We start from the raw sequence: 22,481 nt of genomic DNA on the forward strand, positions 1-22,481 counted from the left end.
TGCGTAAGATGTTAATCACAGCATGTGTAAATATTGCTCAGCAATTACCGCTAACGCTTGATAAAATGGGCTAATCTGGCTTTTCTGTAGCTTTTTTAAATAGGCTGATGACCAACTTAACAAATGTTCATCAATTAATTGTTTTGCCGTTACATGGTGATTATTTTCCAACAACATAGCGTATGCCATAAGCATTAATCCAAATTGATCTTCTGGCTCGTTTATTCCTGTATTGAGTTTTACCCCATGTTGTTGCAGAAATTGACGATAGCTTTCTAGTGATTTTCCTAGCAATAGGTTTTCTTTATCCAAATAAAATGAACCCCACGGGGGTACAGGCATTGTTCCCTGTCCTTCAAATAATAATGAAAATTGGTAATTAAGATCTGGATTATCAATTTGATTAGCTAATATATGGCACTGCTCATAAATAAGGATAGAATCTTTCCATGGGGCTAAATGGTTAATATGTAATAAGGCCTGCGTTAATGATGTAGTAACTTTACTATTGGGTGGATAATAAAGAAACATACCAAGTAGTTTGGCTAATGTGATAGAAACTAACTTATCCAAATAAATATCTCCTTAGAACGATTCTATCAGTTAGTTACACTGATACCCCCCCAAAAAAACCCGTGGTAATTATGACATATTACTTATACTTCTTCAGGATTAAGTATTTTACCTAAGGTATCGCCAGACATCTTAGCTTGTGCATGGGGTTTTATTACAATATTGGGCTTAGTGAGCTGTGAGCTTGGTAGTGGTGCAATATCGCATTGTTCGCCATAGTGCTGGCGTAGCGTTTCAATTTCATCAAAATCTAAAGCTCGCTGTGGGCATGACTCAACACAAACAGGCTTTAATCCCTCGGCAACACGTTCATAACAACCATCACATTTTGACATGACCTTTTTTTGATAATCAAATTGTGGTGCTCCATATGGACAGTGGGTTTCACAATTTCGGCACCCCATGCAAATGTCTTGATTAACAACCACTAAGCCATCTTGTGAACGTTTATGCATTGCCCCCGTTGGGCAACTCTGCACACAAGCAGGTTGTTCGCAATGATTACATGCGATAGACAAATAATAGGTAAAAGTATCATTTTGCCAAAGATTATCAACTTGCTGCCAACGACCACCACCATATTCATAAACACGGCGAAAACGGACGCCTAAAGCATTATCTTTTTCATCTTTACAACTCACTTGGCAAGTTTTACAACCCGTACATTTTGAAGAATCAATATAAAATCCATATTGCATTTTTATTATCCGTCCTTTTATTTATAACGCTAAACACGTATCTGATACTGGTTTGACATCAACCAAGTTGGTATGCTGTGGATTTGCTTTAGCAAGCACCGTTGGACGCAATGATGTTAAACGATTAATGCAACCGCCAATATCAACCCCTTCAGCATTATTTTTTGCCCACATTCCTTGGGGAATCGCAACAACACCTGGTAATATCCTTGGCGTAACTTTAGCAACAATATGCAACCGACCGCGATCGTTATAAACTTCAACTAATTGTCCATGTTTTATTTGCCGTTGTTCAGCATCAAATGGATTAATCCAAATACGGTTAGCGACAGCTTCACGCAATTGTGGTAAATTACTGTAAGTAGAATGGCATTGCCCTTTGGTATGAAATCCAATAAGTTGCAACGGGTATTGTTGACGTTTAGATTTATCTTCACTGCCTTCAATCGCTGGTAAATAGGCAGGAATAGGATACAGCACATCTTGCACATCAAGTTCCCATTCATTGGCAATGTTCGCTAACGTTTCTGAATAGATTTCTATTTTTCCTGACGGGGTAGTTAATGGATTTTTAATGGGATCATCTCTAAAAGCTTTTAATCCAATTTGGCTATCACTATCGACAAGTTTGCGATCGATAATCCCCATGCCATCGGTATCAGCAAAAGGCGGTAAATGCGGATCACGTTTTCGCAATTGTTCATAACAATGTGCTATCCACTGCTCTTGAGTACGACCTTCGGTAAATTTGTCTTTTACCCCCATTTTCTCAGACAATTCGCTTAATACATCATAAACAGGGCGGCTTTCCCAAAGCGGTTTAATAGCACTTTGCATACGGATAAGGTAACAATATGCCCCAGATGAATAAGAATTATTAATCAAATCATTATTCTCAACCGATGACACATCAGGTAATAATAAATCAGCATACTTAGCTGATGCCGTCATATGTGTATCCCAAACAAGAATAAATTCACATTTTAACTCATCTTGCAAAATCTGGTGAGTACGATTGAGATCTGAATGTTGATTTCCCAGTACATTACCCGCATAATTCCAGATAAATTTGATTCCCACATCCAATTTATCTTTACCTTTAAGGTAGGCATTTTTAGCAGTCATGCTTGGTCCATCTTCAATCGCTTTCGTCCACAAAAAGAAAGGAATACTGGTTTTTATTGGATTCGGTAAATTAAAGTTAGGTATAGGATAAACAACGCTCCCACCCCAAGTTCCAATGTTAGTGCCTGGTTTACCAAATTGCCCCGTAATAATTGGTAAGATCATAATGGCTCGCGCGGTATGTTCACCATTTTGCCAACGTTGCACACCATAACCTTGCGAAATCCAAGCAGCTTTAGCATCAACAATATCCATAGCGAGCTTACGAATTTGTGTTGCTGAAATACCTGTTTTTTTAGCTGCCCATTCTGGTGTTTTAGGTGTTCTGTCATAGCCTAAACCTAAAAGGTAAGACTTATAATCACTATAAGGCGGTGCACTATCAGGCAAAGAATCGGCATTCCACCCAATACAGTATTGATTAAGCATATCCTCATCAATACGATCTTGCTCAAGTAATGTATAGCCTATTGCCGCAACTAATGCCGCATCAGTACCGGGAATAATCGGGATCCACTCAGCATTATACGCCACCACGCTTTCGCTACGACGAGGATCAATAATAATCACCCTTGCATGACTTTGCGCTAATGCATGAAAAAGCTCGGTAACTTGCCCACCGCCTGACATTCGAGTTTCGGCAATGTTATGTCCAAACATAACCACTAAATCAGAATGCTTGATCTGATCCAGTAAAGATTCTTTAGCATGACCAAACAAATAAGGCCGAATAGCTGAAATCTGGCCGCTAGAATAATCACCATGGTAATTTAAATGGCCACCAATGATACTTAAAAAACGCTGACATGCATTACGCCCTGAAAGATTAGCGCCGGTTGTTCCTGAGCCATATTGGTAATAAATTGCTTCATTGCCATATTGATTAATCGTATATTTAAGTTTATTTGCAAGTAAATTAATTGCTTCATGCCACGAAATACGTTTAAATTTACCTTCACCACGTTTACCAATTCGTAACATTGGGTACTTTAAGCGAGCAGGATCATAAGTTCGCCAACGAACCGCTCTGCCTCGAAGGCAAGGACGAATTTGGTGCAACCCAAAGACGGAATCATTTACCCCATCTTCTGACGCTATTTTAGTAATAATATCGTTTTTTACATGGACTTTTAAAGGACAACGGCTACCGCAGTTAACTAAACACGCACTATAAATAATCTTTTCTTTATGAATAGGGTGAGGATGAAAAACTGGGCTATGAGTAACTACGATGTCAGATTTGGCGTCGGTAAAGGGCAGTTGTATTTTACTGGTTATTGCTACTACGTCACTGATTGTTATTGTTTTTTGTGAAAAAGTGTATCGACTTATTTTATTTTTTAATTTACTCACATGTTTCCCTGATATTTATATGGGATCAGTTGATAATAATACTAAAAGGTGAATAAATAAACTAAAACGGAAATAAATTAGCCACTAATGTTTACTAGTATCGAGGTCACTGTCCATCTTTCTCAACAGTTTTTTTAAATATAATCCATTAATATGAAAGACTTTTATTATTCCTTTATAAAATAACAGATCTTATGTGTAGTTTACTAAACTTGACGGCTCACGCCGTCAATAGTGATGTTAATTTCAGCAACGTAACCCCCTCTTTTTAAGGCGTTACACATGCCGTTATAGCGTAAGCATAAGGGCCATTATTTAAACGAACACCTCCAGATGCATCAACACCAAACTTATCAGCAGCCCAATATTCATCATCGAGCCAATCGTCGCCTCTACCCGACCCATAAGTAAAATCACCCCACTCATTAAATAACCCCCCTATCCACCTTTCACCACTTTTGTAGCTAACTTGGCGAAGGTTATAATTTCCTTGCCCTGGCACCCCCCAATGCCAATCAGAGCTATTCGCATTGGTGTAATCCCCAACACTCGGTATACGATAACGACTTCCTAAACTATCGCAGAATATTTGAGCTTCATCATAAGAGCCGTCACCAGAATCATCTGGATTTGCTAGATACCAACGTTCTATCTTAAAGCTATACAATAACTGGCTGTGGTTACTGTCGGCGTAAAGTTTAAATAATGAGGGACTAAATTTCTTTTTATCCGAGGCTTTACTTGGCCCCTTTAACGTTATTTTTAACTCACTGTTTTCAGTGCTTAATAATAATGTCGCTGAGTTACTACCACTGACGGCTGAAACGGTTGTGCCATTAGCATCAATGACCTGTTCTGGCGTGACACCGCCTAACCCTAAATGAAAACTGAGCCCATTTGAACCCGTTGTCGGAAAGTTTTCCTCTGGAATATGGCTATTTACCACCAGAAAACCTAACCCTCGCACCCAGTTTGGCCCCTCCCCACCACCATATCTAGCTGGTGGGCTTGCATAACAAGTGCGCACTCCATTTTTCGCTTTTAAATAGTAAGTTTGACTCACATGATCGAAATCCCTTGCCTTTGGTATGCCATATTGAGTTGACAGTTGAGCATCATCTATGGAAAGTGTTAACACATACAAAGAGCAAAGGTCTAATTTATCTGTAGAATGGCTCTTAACGATACGGGTAAGATAATCACTATTTCGATCATACAAAAAAGCATCTAAAGTACCTGTTATATTGCCATAACTATCCCCATCATCATCCAACAAATTATTGCCACCGATTATCTTGCTTAATTCAATAACTGAATAATTGTCCATCTTGGGAATGGGGACTAATGTTTGAATACCATCAAACGAATCTGCATTACTCGGCAATTCAATTGTATAATAATTATCCACAACCGTAGCATTTGGATAGAAATTTGACTCCCCATTTTTAGGCACATACTCACGCCCATCGGATAGTCTGATGCCTAATAGCGCTTGAATATTGCCTTTGGTGACACCACCATCAAAAGTAAGATAGGGAGCGCTCCCATGTATCACTTGTGTTGTTGTGGCTGATAATGCACTGGCATAATGAATATGGCACGTAATTAAAAATAGGCTTAATATAAAATGACGCAATATCGCCTTTACGTTATAACAATACGATTTAAGTAAAACACATACAGAAGAAAATGTTGAAACAAAAAATAAAATAACAAGATACTGATAATTATAGCTTGACTGCCACCGCTGGTAAGTGATTATTTTTAACATTTTTATTTCCTTCCCATATATTCATATTAGTATTTTATTAACAATCATTGATATTAACGCCTCAAACTTGTGCCATTAAATAATGATAGTTAAATTGGATTATAAATGCTTTTGTCTATTTTATTAGCAATATTTTTCTTATTTATTAATAAATTTTATAACTTAACGTTGTCTATTTAAGTTTATTAGATTTGATGATGATTTGATTAACTACCTTTACCATTGACCTTGGTCTTATTTATGAAAGGTTGTTATAATAAGCCCATTTATTCGGATAAATAGAAACATTATGCCACAACCCACTTATAACGCCGTTGATATTGAAGTATTAAAAGGCCTTGATCCTGTTCGCCATCGCCCTGGAATGTACACTGACACAAGTCGTCCAAATCATTTAGGGCAAGAAGTCATTGATAATAGTGTTGATGAAGCGATCGCTGGCCATGCTCGTAAAATCAAAGTGACACTTTATGAAGATAACTCATTAGAAGTTATCGACGATGGTCGAGGTATGCCTGTTGATATTCACCCAGAAGAAGGCGTGCCAGCCGTTGAGCTATTACTTTGTCGTTTACACGCTGGTGGTAAATTTTCTAACAAGAATTACCAATTTTCGGGCGGTTTACACGGTGTCGGCATTTCAGTTGTCAATGCATTATCAAAACGCGTTGATGTTACTGTTCATCGTGACGGGCAAGTGTATGAAATCGCGTTTGAAAATGGCAACAAAGTTGAGGATCTACACGTTACTGGCACTTGTGGGCGCCGCAATACAGGCACCAAAGTCCATTTTTGGCCAGACGAAAAATATTTTGATTCACCAAGATTTTCTGTTCCTCGATTGTCTCATTTATTAAAAGCCAAAGCAGTGCTGTGCCCAGGGCTTGAAATTATCTTTAAAGATAAAATTAACAATACTGAGCAACGTTGGTGTTATCAAGACGGTCTAAAAGACTATTTAATGGAATCTGTTAGTGGTTACTCACTATTACCCGATACCCCCTTTACTGGCAACCATATTGGTGAAACGGAAGCGGTAGAATGGGCGCTACTTTGGTTACCCGAAGGTGGAGATCTATTGACCGAAAGTTACGTTAACTTAATCCCAACCGTTCAAGGCGGTACACATGTTAATGGTTTACGCCAAGGATTGTTAGATGCTATGCGTGAGTTTTGTGAATTCCGCAATTTATTACCACGAGGCTTAAAATTAACTGCCGATGATATTTGGGAACGCTGTGCTTATGTGATTTCGGTCAAAATGCAAGAGCCGCAATTTGCAGGTCAAACTAAAGAGCGCTTATCTTCACGGCAATGTGCAGCTTTTGTTTCGGCTATTGTGAAAGATGCATTTAGTCTTTGGCTAAATCAAAATGTACAATTAGCCGAATTACTAGCCGAAATGGTCATTTCGAGTGCGCAAAAACGCTTAAAGGCGTCTAAAAAAGTTATCCGCAAAAAATTAACCAGTGGACCTGCTTTACCGGGTAAATTGGCGGATTGTTCATCGCAAGATTTAAGCCGTACTGAGCTTTTTTTAGTGGAAGGGGATTCTGCCGGTGGTTCAGCCAAACAAGCGCGAGACCGTGAGTTTCAAGCCATTATGCCACTTAAAGGTAAGATTTTAAATACTTGGGAAGTGTCATCTGACGAGGTGCTTGGATCACAAGAAATTCATGATATTTCGGTTGCTATCGGTATCGATCCAGATAGTGATGATTTGAGCCAGTTACGTTATGGCAAAATCTGTATTTTAGCCGATGCCGATTCTGATGGACTACATATTGCCACTTTACTTTGTGCGTTATTTGTTCGTCATTTCCGCACCATGATTGAACATGGGCATGTCTTTGTTGCGATGCCACCACTTTATCGTATTGATTTGGGTAAAGAAGTTTATTACGCGCTTGATGAAGAAGAAAAAGAAGGTATTTTAGAGCAACTTAAACGCAAAAAAGGTAAGCCAAATGTACAACGTTTTAAAGGTTTAGGGGAAATGAACCCTCTGCAACTACGAGAAACGACAATGGATCCCAATACGCGCCGTTTAGTACAGCTATCGCTTGATGATAGTGAGCAAACGATGGCATTAATGGATATGTTACTTGCCAAAAAACGCGCAGAAGATCGCCGCGAATGGCTACAAGAAAAAGGCGATCAAGTTGAACTTGATGTCTAACAAACAGAATGATTTAGAGGAACAATAATGAGTGAGATAACTCATGACGGAGTAGAAGTCCAGTCGCTACGTACCTTTACCGAAAGCGCCTATTTAAACTACTCAATGTATGTCATTATGGATCGCGCACTACCGTTTATTGGTGACGGCCTTAAACCCGTGCAACGACGCATTGTCTATGCCATGTCAGAGCTAGGTCTAAATGCTCAAGCAAAATTTAAAAAATCAGCACGTACCGTAGGTGATGTGCTTGGTAAATATCATCCGCATGGTGATAGTGCCTGTTATGAAGCTATGGTACTGATGGCACAACCATTTTCATATCGCTATCCATTAGTTGATGGACAAGGTAACTGGGGGGCGCCAGATGATCCTAAATCATTTGCCGCTATGCGTTATACCGAATCTCGCTTATCGAAATATGCTGAATTATTATTAGGTGAGTTAGGGCAAGGAACGGTTGATTATACACCAAACTTTGATGGTACTTTACAAGAGCCAAAAATGTTGCCAGCCAGACTACCGAATATTTTATTAAATGGTACAACGGGTATTGCCGTTGGTATGGCAACCGATATTCCTCCACATAATATTCGTGAGGTGGCAAATGCGGCAATTATGCTGGCAGACAATCCAAATGCAACTTTAAGCGAAGTAATGGCTCACATACAAGGGCCTGATTTTCCGACCGAAGCTGAGATTATTACGCCACCTGATGATATCGCGAAAATCTATAAAACAGGGCGTGGCTCAATTCGTATGCGTGCGGTTTGGAAAAAAGAGGATGGAGATATTGTGATTACAGATCTCCCTCATCAAGTGTCAGGCGCTAAAATCCTAGAACAAATTGCTTCTCAAATGCGAGCTAAAAAGCTACCTTTAATTGAAGATTTACGCGATGAGTCGGATCACGAAAATCCAACTCGTTTAGTGATTGTGCCACGTTCAAATCGAGTCGATTTAGAACAAGTGATGAATCATCTATTTGCAACCACCGATCTCGAAAAAAGTTACCGCGTTAATATGAATATGATTGGGCTTGATAACCGCCCGTCAGTCAAAGGCTTGATTGAGATTCTTACTGAATGGCTAGAGTATCGTAAAAATACTGTTACGCGTCGCTTAAATTATCGTTTAGATAAAATATTAAAAAGACTGCACATTCTTGATGGTTTATTGATTGCATTTTTGAATATTGACGAAGTGATTGAAATTATTCGCCATGAAGATGAGCCTAAAAAAGAGCTGATTAACCGTTTTGCCTTAACCGACATTCAAGCCGAGGCAATTTTAGAACTAAAACTACGCCAATTAGCCAAACTTGAAGAAGTGCGCATTAAAGGCGAACAGAGTGATCTTGCAAAAGAGCGCGATCACTTGCAAGCCTTGTTATCTTCGCCTAAAAAACTGAGTAACCTGATTAAAAAAGAGTTACAAGAAGATGCCGAAAAATATGGTGACAAACGTCGCTCACCCATGGTTCAACGTAGTGAAGCAAAAGCAATGAGTGAGCAAGAATTAACACCATCAGAGCCTGTTACCGTGATTTTATCCGAAATGGGCTGGGTAAGAACGGCAAAAGGTCACGATATCGATCCTGCTGGTTTAAGCTATAAAGCAGGTGATAATTTTAAAGCAGCCGCTAAAGGTAAAAGCAATCAACCCGTTATCTTTTTCGATTCAACTGGTCGCAGTTATGCTATCGAGCCAAACACATTACCATCGGCTAGAAGTCAAGGTGAACCATTAACGGGAAAATTAGCGCTCCCCGCTAACGCAACGGTTGAACATATAGTGATGAGCCAAGAGGATAATCAAAAATTGTTACTTGCTTCAAGCGCTGGGTATGGCTTTATTTGTAAATTTAGTGATTTAGTTGCTCGTAATCGTAATGGTAAGGCGATTATCAATTTACCGAAAGAGGCAAAAATACTTGCACCAATTGAAATTACATCTGAAGATAGCTTACTACTATCTATTACTCAAGCTGGGCGAATGCTCATCTTTCCTGTAAAAGATCTACCTGAACTTGCTAAAGGCAAAGGGAATAAAATTGTATCTCTTGCAGGTGCTGATGATAGCCTTGCTTATCTACTATTAATTACACCAGAAACATCGATAACCTTATATGTCGGTAAACGCAAACTTACGTTAAACCCTGTTGATTTACAAAAATTTAGGGCAGAACGCGCACGTAAAGGAAGCACCTTACCACGGGGTTTACAAAAAATAGATCGAATTGAGGTAAACAAATAATGTCTTTTATCTGGACAATGATCACCGGCTTTGTATTAAGCCTTATATTAAAAACGGGGTGGGGCTTTATACTAGGGCTATTTGTTGGACCAATGCTTTACCAAACTTTTTGTAATAAATTGACCGAACAAAAAACCAAAGCAAATCCAGAACTTTACTTAACGGTGGTTTTTGAAGTGCTAGGCCATTTAAGTAAAGCGAAAGGCGTTGTCACACAAGATGATATAAATCTTGCAAGCCAATTTATGGATAGACTACAACTTAATAGTAGCAGCCGAAAACTTGCCCAAGACTCATTTAATCGTGGCAAGGCCAGTAATTACCCGCTACGATCACGCCTTCAAGAGCTTTATACTCAATACCGTTTTAGACGCAACGTATTAAATATTTTTTGTGAACAGTTGATTCAAGCAGCATTAGTCGATGGTGTGTTGGATGATAAAGAACAACAAATCCTGTTGATAGTGGCAGATGAATTAAATATTTCTCATCAAAAAATGGCACTATATATCCAAATGATGATGGGCAGTTACCATTTCCACCAAAATAATTACAGCTACCAACAAAATCAACGTAGCCAGCACCAATATGATCAATATCAACGCAATAATAATAACTATGGCGGTTACCAAAATCGCTCATCACAATCAGATCTACAAAATGCTTACAAAATATTAGGCGTTAAATCTACCGCCGAAATTCCCGAAATCAAAAGGGCTTATCGAAAATTAATGAATGAACATCATCCCGATAAATTAGTTTCAAAGGGCTTACCTAAAGAGATGCTAGAAGCAGCTAAAAAACGTGCGCAAGAAATCCAAGCCGCTTATGATCTTATCAAAACGTCTCGTGGTTTTAAATAGAGACGTTTATCATGATGCATTGGCGCTCAATCCTGCGAATTATCGGGTTATTAATTGCCCTGTTATCGGTATTTATGTTGCTACCAGCACTTGTTGCTTTAATCTATCGTGATGGTGCTGGCGCAATCTTTGTGCGATCGTTTTTTGCCGCATTGATATTAGGCTGTTTATTATGGCTACCAAATCGCCACCATCGCCATGAACTGAGCACGCGTGAAGGCTTTTTTATCGTCGTACTATTTTGGGTGGTGTTAGGTACAATCGGCGCATTTCCGTTTATTTTTGACACACATATTAATTTAAATTTAACTAACGCCTTTTTTGAATCATTCTCAAGCCTAACAACAACTGGCGCAACAACCATTGTTAAATTAGATCACCTACCTAAAGCCCTGCTTTTTTATCGGCAATTACTACAATGGCTTGGTGGTATGGGGATTATCGTTTTAGCTGTCGCCATTTTACCATTATTGGGTGTTGGGGGAATGCAACTTTACCGAGCAGAGATTCCCGGTCCACAAAAAGATAGCAAAATGCGCCCTCGTATTGCCGAAACGGCTAAAACACTTTGGTCAATTTATATTTTACTGACCACGCTTTGTGCTGTTTGTTTATGGGCAGCTGGAATGAATGCCTTTGATGCCATTTCACATAGCTTTTCAACAATATCGATGGGTGGATTTTCAACGCATGACAATAACCTTGCTTATTTTAATAGTGCTACAATCAATTACATTATCACCCTGTTTTTAATCTTATCAGGTTGTAACTTTGCTCTACATTTTGCCGCATTAAACGGATTTTCTATTAAGGTTTACTGGCGAGATCAAGAATTTAGAACGTTCATCTTTATTCTCATTGTGCTAATTGCAATCTGTGCATTTGGTATTTATTTTTACCAATCAGAGCGAAAACTCAGTATAGATAAGATAGTATTACAAGTTGTATCGATAGTTGCCACCGTTGGTTTTACTGTGGATGATATCAATACATGGCCATCATCATTACCCATCTTTTTGTTATGCGCATCATTTATTGGTGGCTGTGCAGGTTCAACAGGTGGTGGTTTAAAAGTGGTTCGCGTACTACTTTTATTTATGCAAGGATCCCGCGAACTTAAACGCTTAATTCACCCCAATGCCATCTATACTTTAAAATTAAATAATCGAGTGGTTCCAGAACGAATTATCGAAGCAGTTTGGGGCTTTTTTTCGGCCTATACCTTAGTGTTTTTAGTTAGCCTATTTATTATTATGGCAACAAGTATTGATGCCACTGACTCTTTTTATATTGTGGCCTCATCACTCAATAACTTAGGTGTTGGTCTCGGTAGTGTCAGTGATAACTTTGCTAACGTCAGTAATATCGTTAAATGGGTGATGGTGGTTGATATGTTATTTGGCCGATTAGAAATATTTACTTTATTAGTTTTATTCACCCCAACGTTTTGGCGAAGCTGATTTTATACTAAAACACATGCTTTCCTGAAAATTTTTGACAAAATACACAAATTTACAAATATTTTATTGATTATTTAGCCAATTACAGACAGAATTACTGGGCAGCATGTGCTGTATTTATTAGAGGTAATCACCTGACATATGGAATGGATCATGGATCCTACAATCTGGATTGGCTTATCCACTCTGGTTGTACTTGAAATCGTCCTTGGTATTGATAACATTGTTTTTATTGCCATTCTTGCCGAGAAACTTCCACCCCATCAACGAGACAAAGCCCGCATTACAGGCCTTGCCTTTGCATTAATTACCCGAGTGTTATTATTAATGTTCACGGGTTGGTTAGTTACACTCACTACACCATTATTTTCAATATCTGGAATCAACTTTAATGCACGCCAACTGATTATGTTAATCGGGGGGATATTTTTACTATTTAAAGCCACAATGGAGCTCAATGAGCGCCTTGAAGGTGCGTCACACGAAGACGGAAAACCGAAAAAAACCTCTCACTTTTGGACTGTTGTAGCCCAAATAGTCGTACTTGATGCGGTGTTCTCACTTGATTCGGTGATTACCGCTGTGGGAATGGTTGAACATATTCCTGTGATGATTATTGCTGTTTGCATCGCCATTGGCATTATGATGGTGGCAAGTAAACCATTGGCTTATTTTGTCAACGCTCACCCAACGATTGTCATTCTCTGCTTGAGCTTCTTATTAATGATTGGCTTTAGCCTAGTTGCCGAAGGTTTTGGTTTTATGATTCCAAAAGGTTATTTGTATGCCGCAATTGGATTCTCAATTATGATTGAGTTTTTCAACCAATTAGCCATTTTTAACCGCCGCAAAGCATTAAATAAAAAACCATTACGTGAACGCACTGCCGAAGCAATTTTACACTTATTAAAAGGTGATGCAGAAGAAGATCCCGATACCCACACCATTGATGTGGTGTCAGATGCCAATAAAAAAGTCTCGGTATTTAATCATCAAGAACTGAGCATGGTTGAGCGAGTGCTTGGCCTAGCGCAACGTTCCGTCAGTAGTATCATGACATCTAGGCTTGATGTTGATATGGTTAATATCAATGATAATCGAGATGTCATCATAAAAGAAATTTTTGATAATCCTCATTCACGCTTAGTAGTCACGGATAATGACTCGATTGATGAACCATTAGGCATTATCCAAGTTAATGATCTTTTAAAAGATGTGCTACAAAGTAAAGCACCAATCGATATTCACTCACTTATCAAACAACCTTTAATCTTTCCAGAAACGGTATCGTTACTGGTTGCACTAGAACAATTTAAAAAGGCTAAAACCCATTTTGCTTTCGTGGTTGATGAATTTGGTTCAATGCAAGGGGTTGTCTCGGTGACAGACATTATTGAAACCATTGCAGGCGATTTCCCAACAGAAGAAGAGGAAATTGATGCTAAACATGATATTCAATGCTTAGATGATAATAGCTGGATTGCGAATGGTTATATTCCAGTTGAGGAACTCATTCGTTTTGTACCAATACCGATTGATGATAAGCGCGAATATCATACCTTGGCAGGACTGTTAATGGAAAAAGCGCAGCATTTACTCAATGTTGGCGAAACCATTCAAATTGGCGATTATCTATTTGAAGTAGCCGAAATAGAAAGCCACAGAATTCTGAAAGTAAAAATTACGTTAAATAAACTCGATTCTGGCGCATTGTAATACAGTATAGCCAGAATAACGCTTGACCAAAATAAATAACTGGCAATAATAATGTGGCAACACCTCTGAAGATGTGGAGCAATAACTCCTCATCTTTTTTATTTTTACTTTTTGGTAAAAAAGCTAGCACTGTTTATCAACATTTATGATTACTTATCAATCCAATTAGGCCTTAACTTATGAATTCAATATTCGAAAAACTGTTTCAATTGAAAGAAAAAAAAACAACTATCGGTACGGAAATAATTGCAGGATGTACAACCTTTCTTACTATGGTGTATATCATCTTCGTTAATCCATCCATTTTATCAGCAACCGGTATGGATAAATCTGCGGTATTTGTACTAACTTGTGTAATTACTGCGTTGGCGACGATTTTAATGGGCCTATTTGCTAACTTACCAATAGCACTTGCACCAGCAATGGGGCTTAACGTCTTTTTTGCCTATGGCATGTGTGGTGCAATGGGCTATTCTTGGCAAATTGGTATGGGCGCCATATTTTGGGGTTCTTTAATCTTTTTTATGTTGTCACTCTTTAAAGTCCGCCACTGGTTAATTGAACATATTCCACAATGTTTACGTATAGGTATTAGTGCCGGTATTGGACTATTTATTGCTTTTATGGGCTTTCAAAACATGGGTATTGTGGTTGCTTCACCTTCCACACTCTTAACGATGGGGAATATCTTATCGCTTAAAGTCCTATTAGGATCACTAGGTTTTTTCATCATTGTTATTTTAGCGGCTCGCAACTTTCATGCTGCGGTATTAATTTCGATTTTAGTTGTGACATTACTGGCACTATGGCTAGATCCTAATATCAGTTACCAAGGTATTGTATCTATGCCACCAAGTGTGACCAGCGTTGTTGGTCATGTTGATCTAGCAGGTTCGCTTAATATCGGCATTATGGGTGTTATTTTTTCTGTGATGATTGTCAGCCTATTCGACTCATCGGGCACCATTTTAGCATTAACCGATAAAGCCGGAATTAGCGACGAAAAAGGCCGATTCCCTAAAATGCGTCAAGCGCTATTAATTGATAGCTTTAGCTCTTCTTTAGGGGGATTATTTGGTACATCATCAGTATTAACCTATATCGAAAGTTCGGCTGGTATTTCAGTCGGTGGTCGCACAGGCTTAACAGCTGTGGTAGTCGGTATATTATTCTTAGCCGTGGCCTTTTTATCGCCACTAGCCCATTTAGTACCAAGTTATGCAACTTCAGGCGCCCTTATCTTTGTTGGCATTTTAATGGTTTCAAGCTTGGTTAAAGTTAAGTGGCCTGATTTAACCGAGGCAACACCAGCATTTATCACCGCAATCATGATGCCTTTTGCCTTTGCTATTACAGAAGGTGTTGCACTAGGCTTTATCTCTTACGTAGTGCTAAAAACCTTTACAGGTAAATTTAAAGAGCTCAATCTTTGCGTAATTATTTTTGCGTTACTATTTGCTTTAAAATTTATCTTTATCGATCATCATTAAAACAACTCCCCATTGTGACTTGCAATGGGGAATAAGCATTTGTCAAAACGGCTAATACAGATATTGATCTATTTTTGCTTATGAATATCAGTATAAAAACCTACCCTCTTTTCATTAAAAAAATGATGACCTTCAATAAGAATTAAACTCTAGATCAAACACTTAATATTAGCAAAAACTTGACATTATTTCCCCTGGGGTCTAGAATCTTGCGACCCAAAACTTATATACATAGGTTTTGGTCTACAGTTATTAATTACGTATCTAAAAAGCAATTTTAAATTTATTTTAATTAATCAGGAGCTTATTAATGGCAACAATTAATCAGCTGGTACGCAAACCAAGAGCACTAAAGGAAGCGAAAAGTAACGTCCCTGCCCTTGAAGCATGCCCGCAAAAACGCGGTGTTTGTACTCGTGTTTACACAACTACACCGAAAAAACCAAACTCAGCATTACGTAAAGTGTGTCGTGTACGTTTAACTAACGGTTTTGAAGTAACTTCTTATATCGGTGGTGAAGGTCACAACTTACAAGAGCACAGTGTAATTTTAATCCGTGGTGGTCGTGTTAAAGACTTACCAGGTGTGCGTTACCACACTGTTCGCGGTGCATTAGACTGCGCAGGTGTTAAAGATCGCAAACAAAGCCGTTCTAAATACGGTGTTAAACGACCTAAAGCTTAATGGAACTCCGTTAAGTAAGGCCAAACTATATAATTCCATTTAACTCATTTGAGTTTTGGGTAAACCTGAAAAATTTATAACATATAAACGGAGTATTCCAATGCCACGTCGTCATGTTGTCGGTCAAAGAAAAATTCTTCCTGATCCGAAGTTCGGTTCAGAGTTACTGGCGAAATTTGTAAATATTTTAATGATAGATGGTAAAAAATCTATCGCAGAATCAATCGTATATTCGGCTCTTGATAAATTAGCTGAGCGTAGTGGAAAAGACCACTTAGCAGCTTTCGAAGTTGCATTAGATAACGTAAGACCAACTGTAGAAGTTAAGTCTCGTCGCGTTGGTGGTTCTACATACCAAGTTCCTGTTGAAGTGCGCCCTGTTCGTCGTAATGCACTTGCAATGCGTTGGATTGTAGATGCTGCACGTAAACGTGGCGATAAATCAATGGCTCTACGCCTTGCGAATGAACTTATGGATGCTTTTGAAAACAAAGGTACCGCTGTGAAAAAACGCGAAGATGTTCATCGTATGGCTGAAGCTAATAGAGCGTTTGCACACTATCGTTGGTAATCAAGTTATTTACACAAATAACTTGAATTAAGACTGATTGTCCTTATCTGCTTTCAGTCTACTTAAATGATATTTTGTTAAGCAAACGATTCTAAATAGAGGATTAATATGGCTCGTACAACCCCCATAGCACGTTACCGTAATATTGGTATCAGTGCGCATATTGACGCAGGTAAAACAACAACAACTGAACGTATTTTGTTTTACACTGGCGTAAGTCACAAAATTGGTGAAGTTCATGATGGCGCAGCGACCATGGACTGGATGGAACAAGAACAAGAACGTGGTATTACTATCACATCTGCAGCAACAACTGCATTCTGGTCTGGTATGGGTCAACAATTTGAACCACACCGCATCAACATTATCGACACCCCGGGACACGTTGACTTCACAATCGAAGTTGAGCGTTCTATGCGTGTACTTGATGGTGCAGTTATGGTTTATTGTGCTGTAGGCGGTGTTCAACCACAATCAGAAACAGTATGGCGCCAAGCAAATAAATATAAAGTTCCACGTATCGCATTTGTAAACAAAATGGACCGTATGGGTGCTAATTTCTTACGTGTTGTTGATCAAATCAAAACCCGTTTAGCCGCCGTTCCTGTTCCTTTAGTTTTACCAATCGGTGCAGAAGAAGCATTTACTGGTGTGGTTGATTTACTTAAACGTAAAGCAATCAACTGGAATGATGCCGACCAAGGCGTAACATTCACTTACGAAGATGTACCAGCAGATATGGTTGAGCAAGTTGAAGAATGGCGCTCATTCTTAATAGAAACTGCTGCTGAAGCAAGTGAAGAGTTAATGGAAAAATACCTTGGTGGTGAAGAGTTAACTGAAGAAGAAGTCAAAGCAGCACTACGTGAGCGCGTGCTTGCTAACGAAATCATCTTAGTAACTTGTGGTAGTGCCTTTAAAAATAAAGGTGTTCAATTTATGCTTGATGCCGTTATTGAATATCTACCAGCACCAACCGATGTACCAGCAATCAAAGGTGAATTACAAAATGGTGAAGCAGCGGAACGTCATTCAAGTGATGATGAACCATTCTCATCATTAGCATTCAAAATTGCAACTGACCCATTTGTTGGTAACTTAACATTCTTCCGTGTGTACTCAGGCGTTGTTAACTCTGGTGATACCGTTCTTAACTCAGTTAAAGATAAAAAAGAACGTTTTGGTCGTATCGTTCAGATGCACGCTAACAAACGTGAAGAAATCAAAGAAGTTCGCGCAGGTGACATTGCAGCGGCTATCGGTCTTAAAGATGTGACTACTGGTGATACACTTTGTGCTGAAAGCGCACCAATCATTCTTGAAAGAATGGAGTTCCCAGAGCCAGTAATCTCGGTTGCTGTTGAACCAAAAACAAAAGCTGACCAAGAAAAAATGGGACTTGCTTTAGGTCGATTAGCGCAAGAAGATCCTTCATTCCGTGTTCACACTGACGAAGAATCAGGTCAAACTATTATTTCTGGTATGGGTGAGCTTCACTTAGAAATCATCGTTGACCGTATGAAACGTGAATTTAAAGTGGAAGCAAATGTTGGTAAACCACAAGTTGCTTACCGTGAAACAATTCGCAATGAAGTAGAACAAGAAGGTAAATTTGTTCGCCAATCTGGTGGTCGTGGTCAATATGGTCATGTATGGTTAAAAATCAAGCCATTAGAAGCAGGCGGCGAAGGCTACAAATTCAACAACGAAATTGTTGGTGGTGTGGTTCCTAAAGAATACATCCCCGCAGTTGATAAAGGCTGTCAAGAACAAATGAAAAACGGTGTTCTTGCTGGTTACCCAATTGTTGATGTTGAAGTCACTATCTTTGATGGTTCTTACCATGATGTCGACTCATCAGAAATGGCATTTAAAATTGCTGGTTCAATGGCATTTAAAGACGGCTTTATGAAAGCAAAACCAGTGCTTTTAGAACCGATTATGAAAGTAGAAGTTGAAACTCCTGAAGATTATATGGGTGATGTTATCGGTGACTTAAACCGTCGTCGCGGTATGATCGAAGGCATGGAAGATACTGCAACTGGTAAAACAGTAAAAGCACAAGTTCCACTTTCAGAAATGTTTGGTTATGCAACAGACCTACGTTCACAAACACAAGGTCGTGCTTCTTACTCTATGGAGTTCTTGAAGTACAATGAAGCACCAACAAATATTGCAACAGCAATTATTGAAGCTCGTAAAGCGAAATAATTATTTATCTAAATAAAGTAACGCTTCCCTTAATAACATAAGGGAAGTGATTTAATAAAGGAACATTAAGATGTCTAAAGAAAAATTTGAACGTACAAAACCCCACGTTAACGTTGGTACAATCGGCCACGTTGACCATGGTAAAACAACTTTAACTGCAGCAATTACTTCTGTTCTTGCTAAAAAATACGGCGGTCAAGCTCGTGCATTCGATCAAATCGATAACGCACCAGAAGAAAAAGCACGTGGTATCACCATCAATACTTCACACGTTGAATACGATACACCAACTCGCCACTATGCGCACGTAGACTGCCCAGGCCATGCTGACTATGTTAAAAACATGATCACTGGTGCGGCACAAATGGATGGTGCTATCTTAGTCGTAGCGGCAACTGATGGTCCTATGCCACAAACTCGTGAGCACATCCTTTTAGGTCGTCAAGTAGGTGTTCCTTACATCATCGTATTTTTAAACAAATGTGATATGGTTGATGACGAAGAGTTATTAGAATTAGTTGAAATGGAAGTCCGTGAACTTCTATCTCAATACGATTTCCCAGGTGATGACACACCAGTAATCCGTGGTTCAGCGCTTAAAGCATTAGAAGGCGAAGCAGCATGGGAAGACAAAATTGTTGAATTAGCTGAAGCATTAGACAGCTATATTCCAGAGCCAGAGCGTGATATTGATAAACCATTCCTATTACCAATTGAAGACGTATTCTCAATTTCAGGTCGTGGTACAGTAGTAACTGGTCGTGTTGAACGCGGTGTAATCAAAGTGGGTGAAGAAGTTGAAATCGTGGGTATCAAACCAACAACTAAAACCACTTGTACTGGTGTTGAAATGTTCCGTAAATTACTTGACGAAGGTCGTGCGGGTGAAAACGTTGGTGTATTACTACGTGGTACAAAACGTGAAGAAATCGAACGTGGTCAAGTACTTGCAAAACCAGGTTCAATCACTCCACATACTGATTTTGAATCAGAAGTGTATATCTTAAGTAAAGATGAAGGTGGTCGTCATACGCCATTCTTCAAAGGTTACCGTCCACAGTTCTACTTCCGTACAACTGACGTAACGGGTACGATTGAATTACCAGAAGGCGTAGAAATGGTAATGCCTGGTGATAACATCAAAATGACAGTATCATTAATTCACCCTATCGCGATGGCTGAAGGTTTACGTTTTGCGATTCGTGAAGGTGGTCGTACTGTTGGTGCTGGTGTGGTTGCTAAAGTTATTAAGTAATCTGCCTGCTACTATAAAGAGTAACCAACTGTTACTCTTTACCATCAATCAAAAAGTGCACAGTGTGCACTTTTTGGATAACCGCTATTTATTTTATAAAAAAATATCAAGCCCGATGTAACCTATTGTTTCAACTTCCGATAAAGCCAAAATCAGTTCTTTTCGAAAAGATCCCCTATTACCAAGATTAGCTATATTTATAATCAATCATAAATAAACATTAGTTGCTTTTCTAGTATTCTTTATTAACTTCGAATGATCGTGCGCTACCAACAAGCTCATTACCTCATTTTTCCACTGCGTTCGCTAAGCATCCTTCGTGGTATGTCGATATAACTATTTTTCATAAATTATTAAGTTAAAATTGCCAACAAGCTAATAGCCCAAACCGTTTTTTCAACTCTTCTAACAAACGCTTGCTTATACTCGCATAAAGAAATGCATACACCAAAATCTACCTATTTTTAGCGCCTCCTTAGCATCATAAAATTTTAGTTTTTATTTGTGCCTAAGTATTTACGTTAAAATATATGTTGATTGATTATTAGCGTGCAAAAAAACTCTTCATGGAACAACAGCACACCGCCATAATTGCGTTGGAATTTTAGCTTTTCTTTCACTTTCACTGTTAGCGAAACATTCTACATATCATTTTATTTATATCACATTCAAAATGCTTTTATTCTTTACAAACGGCATAACCTTTCCAATAATCCTCAAGCATAGCAATAAAACCATCATGATTATGTACAACATGGGAAATTAGCTTTCCGTCAACTACCTGTGAATCAGAGGTCCAGTATCTAGAGGTAAAATTAGGCGGTGCATAATATTCTTGCCATTCTGAATCAGGATAAGATGATTTTGTCGTCCATCCCCACTCACTAAAAATTGAATCACCTATTGCTCGGGTATAACTATTAGAACGAGTAAGTTCATCAAAACCTAATTTTGCGGTATCACCATCATATCGAGGAGAATTAGTTAATTGAGCACGACTCAACATATTTTGTAATCCTCCACAGTGTTGTTTCACAGCCTCAAATTCTCCGCTAAAATTTTGTGGCACCCCCCAAATAGAAGTTGGACTAAAATGATAATCATGAATGACTGATGTATCTCTTTTTAAGATCGCTCTTACTGTAACACGCCCCGAAGGCTTATTATTCAGTTTTACTATACCATCTTGATCAATAGAAACGGCTCCACCTGAATTACTCACCACTTGGTAACGATAGTCGGTTTGAGCCCCCGTCATAACTAACTGAAATTTTGCACCTGGAAACCCTGTTGTTGGGAAAGTGCTTAATGAAACTGTAGGTTTTGCTTTAAAACCATAATTTGGTACATAATCCTGAGTATAACCACCACCCACAAGTGGATGTCTACTGGAATATTCGGGCCGATTAAAATAATAGGCGCCAGTTGCTAAATCCATTCCAATCCATTGATATTCTGGGTGAACAATTGTGGAATTTGGTTTTGCATAACAAATTTGTGATATGGGCGCTATCTGATACGTTTTGGCTAGAGCAATAGGTTCACTTTCTTTTGGGATCCCATACGCTGAATACGTTTTGACATTAGTTTTAATGATGAGTTTTAATGGCATTGCATAACCACTGCCACAACCTATGATTTTTTTCTTATCATCACCCTCTATCCGTTTTCCTGTATTGTCATACCACCAATAATAGGTCGTTTCTAATTTAAACGGAACGCTCGGATCGGCATTATCGCCATCAATATCACGGTAATTTTTCACTTTATCCAAATTCTTGGAATCATATTTTGAAATAGTAAAATCATTAAACGTTAAATTGCCGTCAAACTCTTTAATTTCACTCGCTTTTATATTACCACTGGCTTCACTATAAAAAATACCATTCACCGTAAAACCTTGCTTATCTGCACTGGATAACGCGATAACCTCAGGCGCATTGCCTATAATAACATGAGTTGTGGTCGCACTAAGTGCCGAATGAGCATAGCTAGAAATTGCCAATTGTGAAAATAAAACCAATGTTATTTTTTTAGTTAGCTTAGGCTTTAAGCTTGTGAAAAACGACGTCGCTTTAGTCGTAAGGTTTGGTAACCCAAATGAGTTAGGTTTAAAAACTCGGATTTTGTTGTTATTTGAGAGATTTAAGACATAAAACTGACATGCCTGATGCCTGATGCCTGATGCCTGATGCCTGATGCCTGATGCCTGATGCCTGATGCCAAAGATGATACTGCATTTTGTACCACCAGTCAATTAACTTTTTGTTTTCTT

Annotated in this window: 15 protein-coding genes; 10 read left to right on the forward strand and 5 right to left on the reverse strand. The window is 38.7% G+C overall.

The features are described 5' to 3' along the window. Positions 1-15: 15 nt before the first annotated feature. From A9G42_RS02915 to A9G42_RS02930, 4 genes are all read right to left on the reverse strand, one after another. The gene (locus A9G42_RS02915; RefSeq protein ID WP_082211794.1) at positions 16-573 is read right to left on the reverse strand and encodes a TorD/DmsD family molecular chaperone; all 558 of its coding nucleotides are present in this window, start codon (positions 571-573) and stop codon (positions 16-18) included. 83 nt (positions 574-656) lie between these two features. Beyond that, entirely contained in the window at positions 657-1,271 is a 615-nt protein-coding gene (locus A9G42_RS02920; protein WP_065652597.1) for a DMSO/selenate family reductase complex B subunit, read from the reverse strand. Between the two features lie 21 nt (positions 1,272-1,292). Beyond that, positions 1,293-3,749, reverse strand: a complete 2,457-nt coding sequence (locus A9G42_RS02925; RefSeq protein WP_065652598.1) for a DMSO/selenate family reductase complex A subunit — start codon at positions 3,747-3,749, stop codon at positions 1,293-1,295. A 268-nt stretch (positions 3,750-4,017) separates the two neighbouring features. After that, positions 4,018-5,520, reverse strand: a complete 1,503-nt coding sequence (locus tag A9G42_RS02930) for a hypothetical protein (protein ID WP_065652599.1) — start codon at positions 5,518-5,520, stop codon at positions 4,018-4,020. Between the two features lie 289 nt (positions 5,521-5,809). On the opposite strand from A9G42_RS02930, the gene parE reads away from it, so the two are divergent. From parE to tuf, 10 genes are all read left to right on the forward strand, one after another. Then, positions 5,810-7,699 carry a DNA topoisomerase IV subunit B gene (gene parE, locus A9G42_RS02935; protein WP_065652600.1) on the forward strand — a complete coding sequence of 630 codons (1,890 nt, stop codon included), beginning with the start codon at positions 5,810-5,812 and terminating at the stop codon, positions 7,697-7,699. A gap of 27 nt (positions 7,700-7,726) precedes the next feature. Further along, positions 7,727-9,955 carry a DNA topoisomerase IV subunit A gene (gene parC / locus A9G42_RS02940; protein ID WP_065652601.1) on the forward strand — a complete coding sequence of 743 codons (2,229 nt, stop codon included), beginning with the start codon at positions 7,727-7,729 and terminating at the stop codon, positions 9,953-9,955. Then, positions 9,955-10,818, forward strand: coding sequence for a co-chaperone DjlA (gene djlA / locus A9G42_RS02945; RefSeq protein WP_065652602.1), 864 nt, complete (start codon positions 9,955-9,957; stop codon positions 10,816-10,818). The genes parC and djlA overlap by 1 nt, the downstream gene beginning before the upstream one ends. A 14-nt stretch (positions 10,819-10,832) precedes the next feature. Further along, complete coding sequence (locus A9G42_RS02950; RefSeq protein ID WP_065652691.1) at positions 10,833-12,278, forward strand: TrkH family potassium uptake protein; 1,446 nt, start codon at positions 10,833-10,835, stop codon at positions 12,276-12,278. A 141-nt stretch (positions 12,279-12,419) separates the two neighbouring features. Then, positions 12,420-13,994, forward strand: a complete 1,575-nt coding sequence (locus tag A9G42_RS02955; protein WP_065582218.1) for a TerC family protein — start codon at positions 12,420-12,422, stop codon at positions 13,992-13,994. A gap of 179 nt (positions 13,995-14,173) precedes the next feature. After that, a complete protein-coding gene (locus tag A9G42_RS02960) occupies positions 14,174-15,484 on the forward strand; it encodes an NCS2 family permease (RefSeq protein WP_065652603.1) in 1,311 nt (436 codons plus the stop codon). Between the two features lie 310 nt (positions 15,485-15,794). Beyond that, positions 15,795-16,169 (forward strand): 30S ribosomal protein S12, encoded by a 375-nt coding sequence (rpsL, locus tag A9G42_RS02965; RefSeq protein WP_034883792.1) that lies wholly within the window; start codon positions 15,795-15,797, stop codon positions 16,167-16,169. Between the two features lie 100 nt (positions 16,170-16,269). Beyond that, positions 16,270-16,740 (forward strand): 30S ribosomal protein S7, encoded by a 471-nt coding sequence (gene rpsG / locus A9G42_RS02970; RefSeq protein WP_034915550.1) that lies wholly within the window; start codon positions 16,270-16,272, stop codon positions 16,738-16,740. A gap of 108 nt (positions 16,741-16,848) precedes the next feature. Next, entirely contained in the window at positions 16,849-18,951 is a 2,103-nt protein-coding gene (fusA, locus tag A9G42_RS02975) for an elongation factor G (protein WP_065566565.1), read from the forward strand. A 70-nt stretch (positions 18,952-19,021) separates the two neighbouring features. Next, a complete protein-coding gene (gene tuf, locus A9G42_RS02980; protein ID WP_065582082.1) occupies positions 19,022-20,206 on the forward strand; it encodes an elongation factor Tu in 1,185 nt (394 codons plus the stop codon). Between the two features lie 679 nt (positions 20,207-20,885). On the opposite strand, the gene A9G42_RS02985 is transcribed toward tuf, so the two are convergent. Next, positions 20,886-22,463, reverse strand: a complete 1,578-nt coding sequence (locus tag A9G42_RS02985; protein ID WP_065652604.1) for a hypothetical protein — start codon at positions 22,461-22,463, stop codon at positions 20,886-20,888. Positions 22,464-22,481: the final 18 nt, after the last annotated feature.

This window comes from Gilliamella sp. Nev6-6, assembly GCF_001690605.1.
Taxonomy (GTDB): Bacteria; Pseudomonadota; Gammaproteobacteria; order Enterobacterales; family Orbaceae; genus Gilliamella; species Gilliamella apicola_C.

Bases quoted from the DNA above. Each gene is read 5' to 3' on its own strand.
- A9G42_RS02960 (WP_065652603.1), top strand. From the start codon at position 14,174: ATGAATTCAATATTCGAAAAACTGTTTCAATTGAAAGAAAAAAAAACA.
- fusA (WP_065566565.1), top strand. From the start codon at position 16,849: ATGGCTCGTACAACCCCCATAGCACGTTACCGTAATATTGGTATCAGT.
- A9G42_RS02930 (WP_065652599.1), bottom strand. From the start codon at position 5,520: ATGTTAAAAATAATCACTTACCAGCGGTGGCAGTCAAGCTATAATTAT.
- tuf (WP_065582082.1), top strand. From the start codon at position 19,022: ATGTCTAAAGAAAAATTTGAACGTACAAAACCCCACGTTAACGTTGGT.
- rpsL (WP_034883792.1), top strand. From the start codon at position 15,795: ATGGCAACAATTAATCAGCTGGTACGCAAACCAAGAGCACTAAAGGAA.
- A9G42_RS02955 (WP_065582218.1), top strand. From the start codon at position 12,420: ATGGAATGGATCATGGATCCTACAATCTGGATTGGCTTATCCACTCTG.
- djlA (WP_065652602.1), top strand. From the start codon at position 9,955: ATGTCTTTTATCTGGACAATGATCACCGGCTTTGTATTAAGCCTTATA.
- parE (WP_065652600.1), top strand. From the start codon at position 5,810: ATGCCACAACCCACTTATAACGCCGTTGATATTGAAGTATTAAAAGGC.
- A9G42_RS02950 (WP_065652691.1), top strand. From the start codon at position 10,833: ATGCATTGGCGCTCAATCCTGCGAATTATCGGGTTATTAATTGCCCTG.
- parC (WP_065652601.1), top strand. From the start codon at position 7,727: ATGAGTGAGATAACTCATGACGGAGTAGAAGTCCAGTCGCTACGTACC.
- A9G42_RS02920 (WP_065652597.1), bottom strand. From the start codon at position 1,271: ATGCAATATGGATTTTATATTGATTCTTCAAAATGTACGGGTTGTAAA.
- rpsG (WP_034915550.1), top strand. From the start codon at position 16,270: ATGCCACGTCGTCATGTTGTCGGTCAAAGAAAAATTCTTCCTGATCCG.